The sequence below is a fragment of the Pseudomonas sp. DC1.2 genome (assembly GCF_034351645.1).
In the GTDB taxonomy this organism is placed as follows: Bacteria; Pseudomonadota; Gammaproteobacteria; order Pseudomonadales; family Pseudomonadaceae; genus Aquipseudomonas.
On record NZ_CP133782.1, the window covers coordinates 1,736,842 to 1,750,525 of the forward strand.

A 13,684-nucleotide genomic window follows, 5' to 3' on the forward strand; every position below is an offset into this window, starting at 1 on the left:
TCTAACGGAGTGTTTATGGTAGTCAAAGTCCTGGTGGTGGACGATTCGGGGTTTTTCCGCCGCCGCGTCTCGGAAATTCTTTCAGCGGATTCGAATATCCAGGTTGTCGGTACGGCAACCAACGGAAAAGAGGCGATCGATCAGGCGCTGGCCCTCAAGCCAGACGTGATCACCATGGACTACGAGATGCCGATGATGGATGGCATCACGGCGGTGCGGCACATCATGCAGCGCTGCCCGACACCGGTCTTGATGTTCTCTTCGCTGACGCACGAAGGCGCCCGGGTCACCCTGGATGCGCTGGACGCTGGTGCGGTGGATTTCCTGCCGAAGAATTTCGAAGACATCTCGCGTAACCCGGAGAAGGTCAAGCAACTGCTGTGCGAGAAGATTCTGAGTATTTCGCGCAGTAACCGTCGCGCCAGTACCTACAGCGCCCCGGCCCCAGCGCATGTGCCCGCTCCAGCGCCGGCGCCTTCGAGCACCAGCAGTTACGTCAGCACCGCGCCGGCACGTCCGGCACCCGCACCGATCCCGGCGCGCATGCCTGCACATGCTCCAGCGTCGTCAGGTTCCTTGTCGCACGCGCCAAAACGCAAAGCCTACAAGCTGGTCGCCATCGGCACGTCCACTGGCGGCCCGGTCGCGCTGCAACGGGTGCTGACCCAATTACCGGCCAACTTCCCGGCGCCAATTGTGTTGATCCAGCACATGCCGGCTGCTTTCACCAAGGCCTTTGCCGAGCGTCTGGACAAGCTGTGCCGCATCAGCGTCAAGGAAGCCGAGGACGGTGACATCTTGCGTCCGGGGCTGGCACTGCTGGCACCGGGTGGCAAACAGATGATGATCGATGGCCGTGGCGCGGTGAAAATCCTGCCCGGTGACGAGCGTCTGAATTACAAGCCTTGCGTAGACATCACCTTTGGCTCGGCCGCTAAATCCTACGGCGACAAAGTTCTGGCGGTGGTGTTGACCGGCATGGGCGCCGACGGTCGCGAAGGCGCGCGTCTGCTCAAGCAGGGCGGTAGCGCAATCTGGGCTCAGGATGAAGCCAGTTGCGTGATCTACGGCATGCCGATGGCCATCGTCAAAGCCGACCTCGCGGACGCGATTTACAGCCTGGACGATATCGGCAAGCACTTGGTCGAGGCGTGTCTCTGATGGATGTGCTCAGCCTTATCGGGATCATCATGGCGTTTGTCGCCATCATTGGCGGCAACTACCTTGAAGGCGGTCACCTCGGCGCTCTGGCTAATGGCCCGGCGGCGTTGATCGTACTCGGTGGGACTGTCGGTGCGGCGCTGTTGCAATCGCCGATGAGCGCTTTCAAGCGCGCCATGCAGATTCTTGCCTGGATCCTGTTTCCACCGCGTGTGGATTTGGCCGGGGGCATTGATCGGGTGGTGAACTGGAGCCTGACCGCGCGCAAGGAAGGTTTGCTTGGGCTTGAAGGCGTGGCCGATGCCGAACCTGACAGTTACTCGCGCAAAGGCCTGCAATTGCTGGTGGACGGCGCTGAACCGGAAGCGATTCGCAGCATCCTGGAAGTTGATTTCTATACCCAGGAAAGCCGCGACATCGAAGCCGCGAAAGTCTTTGAAAGCATGGGCGGTTATGCACCGACCATTGGCATCATCGGCGCCGTGATGGGCCTGATTCACGTCATGGGCAACCTCGGCGATCCGTCCCAACTGGGCAGCGGTATTGCTGTGGCGTTTGTGGCCACCATTTACGGTGTGGCCAGCGCCAACCTGGTGTTGCTGCCAGTAGCGTCCAAACTCAAGTCCATCGCGTTGCGTCAGTCGCGTTATCGCGAAATGTTGTTGGAAGGGATTCTGTCGATCGCCGAAGGTGAAAACCCTCGCTCCATTGAGTTGAAGCTTCAGGGCTTCATGGACTAAGGGAATAACCTCATGGCTCGTCGTCGCCAACCTGAAGAACACGTCAATCACGAACGCTGGCTGGTGTCCTATGCCGACTTCATCACGTTGCTGTTTGCGTTCTTCGTGGTGATGTACTCGATCTCTTCAATCAACGAAGGCAAGTACAAAGTGGTTTCGGAAGCATTGATTGGTGTATTCACTGATTCGGATCGCGCGCTCAAACCGATCCCCATTGGTGACGAACGACCGAAGACGGTGACCCCGGCCCAACCGCTGGTTCAGGACAGCGAGCAGATCGACGCGGGTATTGCCGGTGGCAGCGACCCGCTCAAAAGCATTGCCGACGACATCAGTGCCGCGTTCGGTGACCTGATCAGTTCCAATCAGATGACCGTGCGCGGCAACGAACTGTGGGTTGAAATCGAGCTCAACTCCAGTCTGTTATTCGGCAGCGGCGACGCCATGCCCAGCGACACCGCTTTTAATATCATCGACAAGGTTGCGGCGATCCTCAAACCGTTCGACAACCCGATTCACGTTGAAGGCTTTACCGACGATCAACCGATTCGTACCTCACAGTTCCCGACCAACTGGGAGCTGTCATCGGCTCGCTCGTCGAGCATTGTGCGCATGTTGGCGATGCAGGGCGTGAACCCTGGGCGTTTGGCCTCGGTCGGTTACGGGGAGTTTCAACCGGTGGCTAATAACGCCACCGCCGAAGGTCGGGCGCGCAACCGTCGCGTTGTGCTGGTGGTGTCGCGAAACCTTGATGTACGCCGCAGCCTCACGGGCACTGGGACCGCGAATGCGCGCCCGGACGCCGCATTGAAGCGTGCTGGCACACAAACTGCACCGGCACCGGTCAAGTCGCCGGGACGAGAGAGCGCCGTCAATTCTCCGTCACCCGCATTAATACGTTGAGCTATTTCTCGGTTGAGCTAATCGATCGGGAGGAACAATCCGAATGAGAGTCTGGGCAGTTGCCAATCAAAAGGGTGGTGTTGGTAAAACCACTTCCTCTATCGCTTTAGCCGGGTTGCTGGCCGAGGCGGGCAAGCGCGTGGTTGTGGTCGACCTCGATCCCCACGGCTCCATGACCAGTTATTTCGGTTACGACCCCGACAGCCTGGAACACAGCAGCTACGACCTGTTTTTGCACAAAGGCAGCGTGCCGCAGGGCTTGCCCGGTCAGTTGTTATTGCCGACCAGTCATGAACACATCTCCCTGTTGCCGTCGAGCACCGCACTGGCGACCCTTGAACGCCAGTCTCCGGGGCAGAGTGGGCTGGGTCTGGTAATCGCCAAGAGTCTGGCGCAATTGTGGCAAGACTTCGATTACGCGGTGATCGACAGCCCGCCGTTGCTCGGTGTGTTGATGGTCAACGCCTTGGCCGCAAGCCAGCAGTTGGTGATTCCGGTGCAGACCGAACACCTGGCGGTCAAAGGCCTGGAGCGCATGGTTAACACCTTGGCGATGATCAACCGCTCACGCAAACAGGCACTGCCGTTCACCATCGTGCCGACCTTGTTCGACCGCCGCACACAAGCTTCTCTCGGTACGCTGCGAGTGCTGCGTGACATGTACCCGGAGGATATCTGGCAAGGCTACATCCCCGTGGACACTCGCTTGCGCGACGCCAGCCGGGCCGGTGTCACGCCTTCGCAGTTCGACGGCAAGAGCCGTGGGGTGCTCGCGTACCGGGCGCTGCTCAAACATTTGCTGGCCGCTCAACTTGTACCGCAGGTGGCCTGACGTGAACCGCCCGGTAAAAATCACCTCGCGTCCGCAACTGGCGCTCCAGTCTTATCTGGACAGCTTGCTGCAAGACGCTACCGAAGAATTGTCGGTGGAAATCCAAGCGCGTCCTCCGGTTGTAGAGGCCGTGGCAGTTGCTGAAATTGTCGATGCTGAAGGTGCGCTGGATGAGTTCCAGGCTGCCGTGCTCGAAGAACAGGCCCGCGATGCGCGTCAGCACGCTAGCGCTGCACCAGCGGTGGTGGCGGTTACGAATTCGCCGTTGGCGGTGATCGAAGCCCCGGCGCCGATCCTGGCTTCGGTATCGACCCTCGCGCCCCTGCTGCAAGCGCTGGTGCCGCCGGTCGTTGAAGTTCACCTGCCGCCGAGTAACACACCGCCGCCGGTGGAAACCGATGGTCGGCCGTCCTGGGCGGCCGAACCGTTCGAGTGCCTGTTGTTCGACGTTGCCGGGCTGACATTGGCGGTGCCTTTGGTGTGCCTGGGCTCGATTTACTCACTGGCCGGCCATGAGCTGACGCCATTGTTCGGCCAACCGGAGTGGTTCCTCGGGATTCTGCCGAGCCAGGCCGGCAATCTGAAAGTATTGGATACCGCGCGTTGGGTCATGCCAGACCGCTACCGCGACGACTTCCGTCAGGGACTGCAATACATTATTTCGGTTCAGGGCTACGAGTGGGGGCTGGCGGTGCATCAGGTCAGCCGCTCGTTACGCCTGGACCCGAACGAAATCAAATGGCGCAGCCACCGTGGTCAACGACCCTGGTTGGCGGGCACGGTGATTGAGCACATGTGTGCTTTGCTGGACGTGTCCGAACTGGCCGAATTGATTGCCAGCGGCGGGGCCAAACACATGAACCTCGCCAAGCCGGCGCACAAACCGACATAACAGCTGCATCACAGACACGTGACGGCACATGGATTGCCGTCGCACAGAACACATACCGCCAAGGGCGGTTTTTCGAGGGGTCAGGGTATGAATGATAAGGCGTCGTCTGCAAAGGGTTCCGAAGATCCGATCCTGCAATGGGTAACCTTCAAGCTGGACAATGAAACCTACGGCATCAATGTGATGCGCGTTCAGGAAGTCCTGCGCTACACCGAAATCGCCCCGGTCCCCGGTGCCCCGAGCTACGTGCTGGGCATCATCAACCTGCGCGGTAACGTGGTCACCGTGATCGACACCCGTCAGCGCTTCGGCCTGATGAATGCCGAAATCAGCGACAACACTCGTATCGTCATCATCGAGGCCGACAAGCAAGTGGTCGGGATCATGGTCGACAGCGTGGCTGAAGTGGTTTACCTGCGTCAGTCGGAAATCGAAACCGCCCCGAACGTTGGTAACGAAGAGTCCGCCAAGTTCATTCAGGGTGTGTGCAACAAGAACAATGAACTGCTGATTCTCGTCGAGTTGGACAAGATGATGAGCGAAGAAGAGTGGTCGGATCTGGAGAGCATCTGATTGATTCTTGAGGTTGCGGTCATTGTCCTGTTCCTCTTTTGGGCAGGCACTTTGGCGATGTTCCTGGCGTACATTCGCGGCCAGCGGTTGATCGCCGCGCAGCAGGCCCAGGGCGATGCGCTGCGCGATCAGCGCATCAAAGACCTGGGCAAACGCGTCGATAACTATCAAAGCGGCAATGTGCGCATGGGTGAAGACCTGCACGAACTGCGCGCTGTGGTCGGGCCATTGCCGGACAAACTGGCTCAGCTTGAGCAACGTGACCCGTCAAGCCTGTCGTTTGCCCAAGCGGCGCGACTGGTCGGGATGGGCGCCACCGTTGATGAGCTGACTCAGGCCTGCGGGTTGACCCAGGCTGAGGCGGAGTTGATGCGCAAGTTGCACAAGAACTGACGCCTGTCAGAGATTGTTCCCACGCAGAGCGTGGGAACGATCAGTAGTCATCCCCGCGTTCTGTGATGTCTTTCTCCGGCATGACCGCCTCCGGGTCCTGCCCCGCAGGAAACTTACCCTTCAGATTCCAGGCAAACGCAATGATCTCGGCGATCGTGCGGTACAACTCTTCCGGAATACTGTCCCCAAGCTCCATCCTGGCCAGCAGTTTCACCAGCTCTGGGTTTTCGTAGATCGGTACTTCGCATTCGCGGGCAATCCGCAAAATCTCTTCCGCCAGTTCGTCGTCGCCTTTGGCGGTAAGGATCGGGGCGTGGTTGCCGTCGTATTTGAACGCTTTGTGGCAAGGCTGCAATCGAACTGAAGGTGGCAGCTTTATTGATAGCGATACGGAAGCGAAATTAATTGAAGTTCAGATTCGTTGCCCGTCATCAGACCAAAATTACACTGTCCCAGTCCATTTCCTACAGTTTTGTGGGATCTCGCCGGCTTGTGCTAGTTGCTAGTCGTCGGTAATTTAATAACTCATTGAGTAGCTCTGTTCTTCTTAGCGGACTTGGCTAATAACGCTTCTTGAATAAAAGCCTTATGTTGAGCTGTGGCTTCTAAATAAATTGGCGCGTGGCTGTTTTAGTAAGGTTGTCTGATTTTTTCTGTGTTGAACTAATATTTACTATGTAAACAGCATCCATAGCCGTGTATTGAGAAAGCAATAAGGAACGTTATGTACCTCGCCAAGGTTAAAGAAATCGCTGCGAATATACTTTTTCTAGATTCTTCAGATGATATTGAAAGTGACGCATCATTTGAAGAAATAGGCTTTTCTTCCATCGACTTCATTGATTTTTGTTATGAGGTCAAGGCGCAGATAAATCCAAATGTTGAACCACATGATATATGGCCATTTACCAGGTTGCTGAACGATCCGCAGTTTTATACTGAAGGGTGCTGGACTGAGGTTGGTAAAGAGCTTGTTAATGAGATATTGGGAGTAGACAGCAGTGTTGAGGTAAATCCCAAATCGCTGGATAAATACTGGACGCCAAAATTCTGTGCACAACGAATCGAGACGGTTCTAAATGCCTAATCTATTCATCACCGGTTATGGCATTGAACAGGCAGCGTTGAACACGTATGACTTGGTTCAATGTCTGACTGAACTCCCGGACGATTTGCCAGACAACCAGCCAGGAGAGGCGAGGTTGTTAGCGGCGATTGTTCCGTGCATCGCTCGCGAAGATCGGGCCATGCTGACCTCTCAAGCAATTTGTAGCCTTAATGTCGCTTTCTCGGCTATGAACATGGCTGAGAAAAACGTTGGCTTCACGCTGGATGAAAAAGATGCCATGTGCGTGTACACCACCTATGAAACGGTCCGTGACTTCCATGAGGTGGTCTGGCAATTCAAATCGTCCAGCGAGTGCTACACCGATAAGGCTACTTTGCTCGCCCACCTAGGGAAAATGGCCAGTGCCGTGCATCCTTTGCGGCTGTTTCGCAAGCTCCCTACCAATGGTCTCTACCATTTATCAAAGTTCTTCGGGCTTCGCGGTGGCGGCTATCCATTGCGCAAGATGTCGTTGGGCGGGCTCTCATTGCTTGAGGAGGCTTTCTATAACTTGCCGTGCAGCGAGTCGAGGGGGGCGTTGATCTGTGCTTATGGTGATATGTCCAAAGCCGATAACGCCCAGGTGTTTAAAAAAATGGGTTTGATCGATGTCAGGGAGTCACATCGCTCAAGCGTTCAGGGAACCAGTGGCGCAGTGTCGCTGGTTGTCGAAACCCCGGATCGGGTTTCACGGGAGCAAGTCCAGCCACTGGCAGAAGTATTTTTGGCGGTCAGTCGATTCTCCACCAGCATGTTCGCAACTCGGCAGGACTGGGTCGAGGCCTATGCACAACTGGAACCCTGGGTCAGAGACAGTCATCCGGTAGTGGTGCTTTACGACAACGGTGCCCCCGGCATCGGCGATGCGGAGGTGCAGGCGTTGGAGAGCTGTTTGAACACTTTCGAATTACGTCGATATAAAACCAGGTCGCGGTATGCGGTGGCCACGAGCGGCTTGGTCGATCTGGTTTGCGCGTTGGCCGACCCGTCTATCGAGCCGGGCCGGGTGATCATCATCCATGGCGAAGGTGCAGGGATGGGCTTGGGCTTGATCGTGTTGCGCAAGTCATCAACGCCAACACAGAGGGTGTCGTCATGAATCAGCAAAAGGTTGTCATCAGTGGTTTCGGTTGTTGCACGCCGTTGGGCGATCACTATGCAGCTATTGAAGAAGCGCTATGTGATGGCCGCTCCGGTGTGAGAAAAATCGCCAAATATGATACCGCTACGTTTAAGAGTCATTTTGCAGGAATCCCTGAGTCAGGAAACTTTCCGACCCCGGGCGAAAGGAGGCGATTCAGTCATGATGAGTTCTACACCCGTAAGGCCATGGAAAATCTGCTGGCGTCGGTGTCCTTCGACCCGGTCGCCATCGGTGAGCATCGGATCGGTTGTTTTCTGGGTGTCGACGAACCTGTGGTGGACATTCAGCAAACGATCAATTTGGCGTATGAACTGAACAAGGTTGGCGGGCAGTTTGCCAATCTTGATTTGGCCCTTGAGAAGCACTTTCGAGTGCAGGACTTTATTCGTTACGACCCAACCAATGCGCTGCGCTCCGTGCATAAGTTTGTACCGTTCAAAGGTCCGGCATCGGTACATCTGGGACTGTGTTCCGCTTCCTTGCAGGCTATCGGTACCGGTTTTCAAGCCGTGCGGCAGGGACGAGTAGATGCGGCGATCGTCGGTGGTATCTCGGCGAAGGTCACCCCCGAGCATTACATCGGCCTGGAGTCGGTCGATATTATCGCTACCGATGAACGACTTGATCCTATGGGCTTGTCACGGCCCTTCGATACGCGGCGTTCGGGTTATCTACCGGCGGAAGGTGCAGTGCTGTTTCTCGTGGAGTCTCTGGACTCGTGTCTGAAAGCGGGGCGTGAGCCGTTGATGGAACTGGTCGGTTTTGGCACCAGTACCAACGCCAGTCATATCGTCAAGCCGGCACCCGACAGCGCCGAAATGAAACTGGCCATGGTCCGGGCATTGAGTAACGCCGGGTTGCGAGCGCGTGATATCGGCATGGTCAATGCGCATGGGACTTCAACGATCCTGAATGACTATCACGAGTCTGCAGCCATTTGCACTGTGCTTGGAGAACAGGTACCCGTTACCGCCAACAAGTCTTTGCACGGGCACATGATTGCCGCTGCCGGGGCCATGGAAACCCTCAATACATTGATCAGCCTGCGCTCGGGTTTCATTCCCGGGACGATCAACCTTGAGTCCAGGGACCCCGATTGCTTGGTCAATGTTTCTCCTTTCACCCAGCAGCGTTCCGTAGATTACTGTCTCAAAAACTCCTTTGGTATGGGCGGCCTCGCCGCGTCGATGATATTTAAAAGAATCGGATAATGACTATAAAAAGCCGTACTTCGTTTGATATTGATAAGTTCAACAAGATGGTTGGCGAGTACGCCGAACAGGCTTACCCGCTGAATTTTCCCGCAGTCATGGGGTATGAAGATTTCGTGCAGAAATACCCGCCAATGAGCAAGAAAGCGCTCATGGACGTGAGTGATACGCTGATTGACTCCGACAAGCTTAAACAGTGCTACGTCATCTCTACGTCGGGCACCACATCGGCCCCTCTAGTGCTGGCCAGTCGTATTTTTCAGCATGTCACAGAGGACAGCTACCCATACCAGGTTCGCAGTTTCATGGCCGAGCATGTGTTTTGTGCCGACGATATCGTGGTGAATCTCTTGACCGCAGGATGCTTGGGTTACAACTACGAAGGCATGTGCCGGATGCTTGAGCCGATTGGCTCGACAGTGCTGCCGGTGGGGCGACCCGATGTAATGAACAACATGCCGTCATTGCTCGGCACCATGAAGCGTTTCAACGCAAACGTGTTGGTAGGTTCACCGACCGGGATCATCCAGATCGCGCAGGCAGCAGAAAAGCTCAACGTGGATCTGGCAATCACCAAGCTCGTGTTTGTGGGAGAGGCGTTCCATATGGGTAAGCGCGGATTCATTCAGCACTTATGGCCCAAAGCCCAGTTTTACAGTCTTTACGGAGCCACCGAACTGGGATTTGCGGCGGTGAATACACCGACAATGGAACCGCATCAGCACTTGATACTTTCTGACTGGTTTTTCATAGAGCAAACCGATGAAGGCGAGTTGCTCTTCACAGATCTGAAAGTTCCGATGGTGCCTATCATTCGCTACCGAATAGGTGATGTCGGTGAACTGACCCAAGGGAAAGACGAGCATTACTACCTCAAAATTGGGAAAAGAGTGGCCGAAGAGTTCAGCCTTGGCGGTCATTGCATCAGTCTGACCCTGGTTGAGCAGGTATTGAGTGCCGCTGGAGTGCCCGCGGAGGCATTTCAGGTGATCTTGTCGACCACCGATGCCGGCAAGGACTGCGTAACCGTGCTCGTCGATGTCGAGCCATCGGTCATTGATTCCGCCTGGACGGCAAGCCTGCAAGCGCAACTCTTAGTTGTCCCGAAGTTGAAGGAGGCGGTGACGCGTGGTGTAGCAGTGGTTAAGTGGGCAAGCAATGTAGATTTCTCCTATAACCCACGGGGCAAACTCAACCGTTTGCTCGACCGGCGCAATCAACTTCCTATCGCGGGCTGATGGGTAATGATTGTTTCGGGCACAGGCAGTGCCAAAGGGGTCTCTATGCTCGACATTTTGCGTGGTACACCACAGTGGGTTTACGCAGTTTTTTTTATCGTGACGTATTACGGCGTCATTGCCTGCTACAAGAATTATGAAACGAAAAAATCGCTGCTACTGACACCTGCAATATTCGTCGCTATTTCCGTGGCCTCGCTGAAAATCTCACAAGGGTTCTTGGTTCCGCTTTCGGTTTATGCACTGGGGTTACTGGTTGGGTGGTTGCTTGCCTTGCACTTTTACTCTTACCACACCGTGAAACGTAAGGGTGAGGAGCTGGTGCTGGATGGCTCTATCAAAGTACTGATTGTGTATTGGTGCTACTTCGCCTGGCGTTATTACGGCGGTTACCAGGAAGCGATGTATCCGGAACTGGCCAATGAAGTTTCGTTAGTGGCCTGGTCGTCACTGGGGGCTGGGTTTGTCAATGGTTTGATCGTTGGACGCAGCCTCAGGTTATTGCGTTTTTTCAAGTCCACTAATGTGCCAGCGGTATCTTCTAAATGACGGCCTATCTGGAAATGTGTCCCCCGGTAATTGAGTCGGAACACGGCTGGAGCAGTCGAGTGAACGAAGGGCGCCTTGGCCTTTACATCGAGCGCTACGGCTCGGTCGTGGTGCTCGTCGAATTGCTCAATCAGTTTGCCGTGCGTTGCGTGCGAGGGGCTTACGACACGACACGGTCCACGCATTACGTTCCTGCGTTGATTAGCGGGCTGCAAAGTTTGAACCCGCTGCGGATATCGCGATTGACGGGACGGGTCAGCCTCGACAGCGGCGCAGGGCGCGTCGAAGTGTTCGGTTCGCTTGGCTCGGACAATCGGAATTGCCTGTTGGCGACCATCACAGTTTTAAACCTCAAGGGGCAGCAGTCATGATCAAACTCATGATTCCATGGTTGTTGTTTCCCTACCTTCTTGACTGGCTCGATGGCAACTTTGCGAAAGCCGCACTGACTGTGGCCTTTTTGATATTCCTCCTCTGTTTCGACACCCTTCAAAAGGGCTTCGTGATTGAATGCACGTTGGTCATTTGTTTGCTCGGGATGGCGCTGATTTCCTTATATGTTCCGGGGCTCGCCACGTTCGAAATCATCAAGCCGCTTCTGTATGGGGTATTAGCCGTGGTGGGTTGGTGGAGTGTGGTTCGCAAACAGCCCTTTACCCTGCAATACAGCCGGGAAGGCGTGGCTGACAATGTCCGTCAGTCGAGCGAGTTTTTGGACATCAACAACACCATCACTAAGGCCTGGTGCATGACCTTCTCAATAAATTGGGGGTTGTCTAGCTTGAGTCTTGGGTTTGAAACGTACTGGCCGGTCTTTTTGATCGGCTCTTATACGAGCATTTTAGTGGCATCGGTTGTGACGGAAGTTTTCCCCGATGCCTACTTTAGAAAAAGGATTTCAGAGAATGCCTGAGTTGCAGATTTTTCAAGTGGATGCGTCTGTGGTCTCAGCGCAGCGCTTTGACGCTCGCCTGACCGTTAACGCGGTGGCGCCTATATTCGCAGAACATTTTCCCGATTATCCGATTGTGCCAGGCGCTTGCATCGTCGGTTTCGTTACTAACTGTATTGCCCGGATGAAAGGTGCGCACGTGGGCACGTTCACCATTCCTCGGGTTGCTTTTTTCGAGCCTATCACTCCACAGCAGCAGCTGTGCCTAGAGATCGACAAAAAGCCTGGACCTCAGAATCCCGATGACAATTACCATTTCAGATTCCATCACAAGGCCATCAACTATTGCCGCGGCGTGATAGCGCTGGAAGGGAAGAAGGCATGAATGGCATCGCAGTGGTGACTGGTGGCACCCGGGGGATTGGTCGTTGTATCGCCGAAAAATTGCTTGAGGCCGGTTATAAAGTGTTTGTCACTTATGCGCGTGATGAACGGGCCGCCGCCAGTTTCATGGCGGACTTTCCTGATCTTAGTGCCGTGCAGCTGGATGGTCGGAGTATTGATCAGGTGCAGGCGTTGCGTGACCGAATCCTCGCCGAGGGTGTCCTTTCGGTGCTGGTCAACAATGCCGGTATTACCGGAGACGGGATATTTTTGAACGCCAGCCATGAGGCGTTTAATCAAGTGATGGATACCAATTTTGGCAGTACCTTGAATTACTGCAATGTCTTCGCGCCCGCGATGGCCGCCGCCCGCTTTGGCAATATCATCAACATCAGTTCGGTGGCGGCTACCAAGGTAAAGCTCGGCAATACCGCCTACGGGTGTGCAAAAGCGGCCATTGAACGATTGACTCTCGGGTTGGCTCTGGAATTGGCAAGGTTTGATGTGAAGGTTAATAGCATTGCCCCTGGCTTTGTCGATACTGATATGTTCAAGGACTTTGCGCAGGGTAGCGAGCGCGATATTTTGAAGTCGATACCCGGCCGAAAAATTATGACGCCCGAGGAAGTATCCAACATGGTGGCTTTGTTGGTTTCCCGTCAGTTCAATACAACGGGTTCGATACTCAAAGTCGGCAATGGCGAGAACATCGGTTAACCAATTTTTTTGTTCAGGCCGCGTCGCGGATCTTTTCCCCTTCTATAGCTGGGCCCTCCCTATCTCCGCGAGGTTGCACCCGTGAATGCCGAAACAGTTTCATCGTGCGAGTGGGTTGTACGTGCGTCATTAATCCCAGACTGGCTGGCTCTTTATTTCCAGAGAATTAATCTGGCAGTCCCCACGGACACAAGTGCTGGAACGTTGGCCGACATCCATTTTGCTCACGTTAATGCTATTGCGTACGAAATGCTGGATGTCTTTCTAGGCATCGTGCCTTCCTTCCACATGACTCAGATCAGAGACAAACTTGCCTCCGGGCGCCGGGGCGGTGGATGTACCCAGATGAACGGTTTGCTGGCTGTGGTATTGGAAACGCTCGGTTTCAGAGTCCGGCGCAGCCTTTCGGCAGTATCCCGGGAGAACGGCGCCATGAATCTGTTCACGCATATGGTGCTGTTGGTGCGTGCCGATGACGAAGAGTGGATCTGTGACGTCGGATTCGGTTATCGGGGTTTTTTGTACCCCTTGCGCTTATTTCACAATGCGCAGGTAGCGCAGGGCGTTCATGAGTATCGGGTGCTTCGAGTCGCGGATCTGATGTGGGGTATTCAGTATAGGCGAGGTGTTCAATGGATAAATATGTACGTGCTGCGAGACGCCAGTTACGAAGTTGATGAGTTTGTTGTGGGGCAGTTTTTTAATGCCTATTCGCCATTGTCTCCATTCAAGAACAATCTAGTGTGTGCCAGGCCGTCTCTTCAAGGGGGGCGTTATTTAGTTAATAACGTTTTGATCTCCATTCAAGATTGCGTGCGTACTCGCCGTGTTGTTAGGTCGATGTGGGAGTTGGTGGAGGTGTTGGAAGAATATTTTGATATAGAAGTCGGTGTGGCGGAATTTATTGCTCCTCCTGTCGATTTGTTTGATGGTTTTCGGTAAGTAAA

18 protein-coding genes are annotated in these 13,684 nt (G+C 54.7%); 17 read left to right on the top strand and 1 reads right to left on the bottom strand.

Features of this window, described 5'->3' with window-relative positions; genetic code table 11:
* Nucleotides 1-15: 15 nt before the first annotated feature.
* The 7 genes from RHM68_RS07835 to RHM68_RS07865 all read left to right on the top strand — a co-directional run bounded on the left by RHM68_RS07835 (nucleotide 16) and on the right by RHM68_RS07865 (nucleotide 5,494).
* Nucleotides 16-1,161: a chemotaxis response regulator protein-glutamate methylesterase gene (locus RHM68_RS07835; protein ID WP_322221593.1), complete on the top strand. Its 1,146-nt coding sequence runs from the start codon at nucleotides 16-18 to the stop codon at nucleotides 1,159-1,161.
* Nucleotides 1,161-1,901, top strand: coding sequence for a flagellar motor protein (locus tag RHM68_RS07840; protein ID WP_322221595.1), 741 nt, complete (start codon nucleotides 1,161-1,163; stop codon nucleotides 1,899-1,901). The genes RHM68_RS07835 and RHM68_RS07840 overlap by 1 nt, the downstream gene beginning before the upstream one ends.
* Nucleotides 1,902-1,913: 12 nt before the next feature.
* Nucleotides 1,914-2,804, top strand: a complete 891-nt coding sequence (motD, locus tag RHM68_RS07845; protein WP_322221597.1) for a flagellar motor protein MotD — start codon at nucleotides 1,914-1,916, stop codon at nucleotides 2,802-2,804.
* A gap of 43 nt (nucleotides 2,805-2,847) precedes the next feature.
* Entirely contained in the window at nucleotides 2,848-3,636 is a 789-nt protein-coding gene (locus RHM68_RS07850; protein ID WP_322221599.1) for a ParA family protein, read from the top strand.
* Between the two features lies 1 nt (nucleotide 3,637).
* Complete coding sequence (locus RHM68_RS07855; RefSeq protein WP_322221601.1) at nucleotides 3,638-4,528, top strand: CheW domain-containing protein; 891 nt, start codon at nucleotides 3,638-3,640, stop codon at nucleotides 4,526-4,528.
* A gap of 87 nt (nucleotides 4,529-4,615) precedes the next feature.
* A complete protein-coding gene (locus RHM68_RS07860) occupies nucleotides 4,616-5,101 on the top strand; it encodes a chemotaxis protein CheW (protein ID WP_322221603.1) in 486 nt (161 codons plus the stop codon).
* Nucleotides 5,102-5,494 carry a DUF2802 domain-containing protein gene (locus RHM68_RS07865; RefSeq protein ID WP_322221605.1) on the top strand — a complete coding sequence of 131 codons (393 nt, stop codon included), beginning with the start codon at nucleotides 5,102-5,104 and terminating at the stop codon, nucleotides 5,492-5,494.
* 40 nt (nucleotides 5,495-5,534) lie between these two features.
* On the opposite strand, the gene RHM68_RS07870 is transcribed toward RHM68_RS07865, so the two are convergent.
* Nucleotides 5,535-5,849 (bottom strand): EscU/YscU/HrcU family type III secretion system export apparatus switch protein, encoded by a 315-nt coding sequence (locus tag RHM68_RS07870; RefSeq protein WP_322221607.1) that lies wholly within the window; start codon nucleotides 5,847-5,849, stop codon nucleotides 5,535-5,537.
* A 369-nt stretch (nucleotides 5,850-6,218) separates the two neighbouring features.
* Here RHM68_RS07870 and RHM68_RS07875 point away from each other — a divergent pair, with 369 nt between their 5' ends.
* The 10 genes from RHM68_RS07875 to RHM68_RS07920 all read left to right on the top strand — a co-directional run bounded on the left by RHM68_RS07875 (nucleotide 6,219) and on the right by RHM68_RS07920 (nucleotide 13,679).
* Nucleotides 6,219-6,581, top strand: a complete 363-nt coding sequence (locus RHM68_RS07875) for an acyl carrier protein (protein WP_322221609.1) — start codon at nucleotides 6,219-6,221, stop codon at nucleotides 6,579-6,581.
* Nucleotides 6,574-7,701, top strand: coding sequence for a hypothetical protein (locus RHM68_RS07880; RefSeq protein WP_322221611.1), 1,128 nt, complete (start codon nucleotides 6,574-6,576; stop codon nucleotides 7,699-7,701). The genes RHM68_RS07875 and RHM68_RS07880 overlap by 8 nt, the downstream gene beginning before the upstream one ends.
* Complete coding sequence (locus RHM68_RS07885; RefSeq protein WP_322221613.1) at nucleotides 7,698-8,957, top strand: beta-ketoacyl-[acyl-carrier-protein] synthase family protein; 1,260 nt, start codon at nucleotides 7,698-7,700, stop codon at nucleotides 8,955-8,957. Before RHM68_RS07880 ends, RHM68_RS07885 begins: the two co-directional genes overlap by 4 nt.
* On the top strand, nucleotides 8,957-10,195 hold the full coding sequence (locus tag RHM68_RS07890; protein WP_322221615.1) for a hypothetical protein: 1,239 nt from the start codon (nucleotides 8,957-8,959) through the stop codon (nucleotides 10,193-10,195). Before RHM68_RS07885 ends, RHM68_RS07890 begins: the two co-directional genes overlap by 1 nt.
* A gap of 45 nt (nucleotides 10,196-10,240) precedes the next feature.
* Nucleotides 10,241-10,744 carry a hypothetical protein gene (locus RHM68_RS07895; RefSeq protein ID WP_322221617.1) on the top strand — a complete coding sequence of 168 codons (504 nt, stop codon included), beginning with the start codon at nucleotides 10,241-10,243 and terminating at the stop codon, nucleotides 10,742-10,744.
* Nucleotides 10,741-11,115, top strand: coding sequence for a hypothetical protein (locus tag RHM68_RS07900; protein ID WP_322221619.1), 375 nt, complete (start codon nucleotides 10,741-10,743; stop codon nucleotides 11,113-11,115). Before RHM68_RS07895 ends, RHM68_RS07900 begins: the two co-directional genes overlap by 4 nt.
* On the top strand, nucleotides 11,112-11,657 hold the full coding sequence (locus tag RHM68_RS07905) for a hypothetical protein (protein ID WP_322221621.1): 546 nt from the start codon (nucleotides 11,112-11,114) through the stop codon (nucleotides 11,655-11,657). Before RHM68_RS07900 ends, RHM68_RS07905 begins: the two co-directional genes overlap by 4 nt.
* Complete coding sequence (locus RHM68_RS07910) at nucleotides 11,650-12,021, top strand: hypothetical protein (RefSeq protein WP_322221623.1); 372 nt, start codon at nucleotides 11,650-11,652, stop codon at nucleotides 12,019-12,021. The genes RHM68_RS07905 and RHM68_RS07910 overlap by 8 nt, the downstream gene beginning before the upstream one ends.
* Entirely contained in the window at nucleotides 12,018-12,737 is a 720-nt protein-coding gene (locus RHM68_RS07915) for an SDR family oxidoreductase (RefSeq protein WP_322221625.1), read from the top strand. Before RHM68_RS07910 ends, RHM68_RS07915 begins: the two co-directional genes overlap by 4 nt.
* Before the next feature lie 81 nt (nucleotides 12,738-12,818).
* Nucleotides 12,819-13,679, top strand: coding sequence for an arylamine N-acetyltransferase family protein (locus RHM68_RS07920; RefSeq protein ID WP_322221628.1), 861 nt, complete (start codon nucleotides 12,819-12,821; stop codon nucleotides 13,677-13,679).
* Nucleotides 13,680-13,684 lie beyond the last annotated feature (5 nt).

What these genes read in the sequence shown, in the direction of transcription:
- RHM68_RS07835 (WP_322221593.1), top strand. Translation starts at nt 16, where the DNA reads ATGGTAGTCAAAGTCCTGGTGGTGGACGATTCGGGGTTTTTCCGCCGC.
- RHM68_RS07840 (WP_322221595.1), top strand. Translation starts at nt 1,161, where the DNA reads ATGGATGTGCTCAGCCTTATCGGGATCATCATGGCGTTTGTCGCCATC.
- motD (WP_322221597.1), top strand. Translation starts at nt 1,914, where the DNA reads ATGGCTCGTCGTCGCCAACCTGAAGAACACGTCAATCACGAACGCTGG.
- RHM68_RS07850 (WP_322221599.1), top strand. Translation starts at nt 2,848, where the DNA reads ATGAGAGTCTGGGCAGTTGCCAATCAAAAGGGTGGTGTTGGTAAAACC.
- RHM68_RS07860 (WP_322221603.1), top strand. Translation starts at nt 4,616, where the DNA reads ATGAATGATAAGGCGTCGTCTGCAAAGGGTTCCGAAGATCCGATCCTG.
- RHM68_RS07875 (WP_322221609.1), top strand. Translation starts at nt 6,219, where the DNA reads ATGTACCTCGCCAAGGTTAAAGAAATCGCTGCGAATATACTTTTTCTA.
- RHM68_RS07880 (WP_322221611.1), top strand. Translation starts at nt 6,574, where the DNA reads ATGCCTAATCTATTCATCACCGGTTATGGCATTGAACAGGCAGCGTTG.
- RHM68_RS07885 (WP_322221613.1), top strand. Translation starts at nt 7,698, where the DNA reads ATGAATCAGCAAAAGGTTGTCATCAGTGGTTTCGGTTGTTGCACGCCG.
- RHM68_RS07890 (WP_322221615.1), top strand. Translation starts at nt 8,957, where the DNA reads ATGACTATAAAAAGCCGTACTTCGTTTGATATTGATAAGTTCAACAAG.
- RHM68_RS07895 (WP_322221617.1), top strand. Translation starts at nt 10,241, where the DNA reads ATGCTCGACATTTTGCGTGGTACACCACAGTGGGTTTACGCAGTTTTT.
- RHM68_RS07900 (WP_322221619.1), top strand. Translation starts at nt 10,741, where the DNA reads ATGACGGCCTATCTGGAAATGTGTCCCCCGGTAATTGAGTCGGAACAC.
- RHM68_RS07905 (WP_322221621.1), top strand. Translation starts at nt 11,112, where the DNA reads ATGATCAAACTCATGATTCCATGGTTGTTGTTTCCCTACCTTCTTGAC.
- RHM68_RS07910 (WP_322221623.1), top strand. Translation starts at nt 11,650, where the DNA reads ATGCCTGAGTTGCAGATTTTTCAAGTGGATGCGTCTGTGGTCTCAGCG.
- RHM68_RS07915 (WP_322221625.1), top strand. Translation starts at nt 12,018, where the DNA reads ATGAATGGCATCGCAGTGGTGACTGGTGGCACCCGGGGGATTGGTCGT.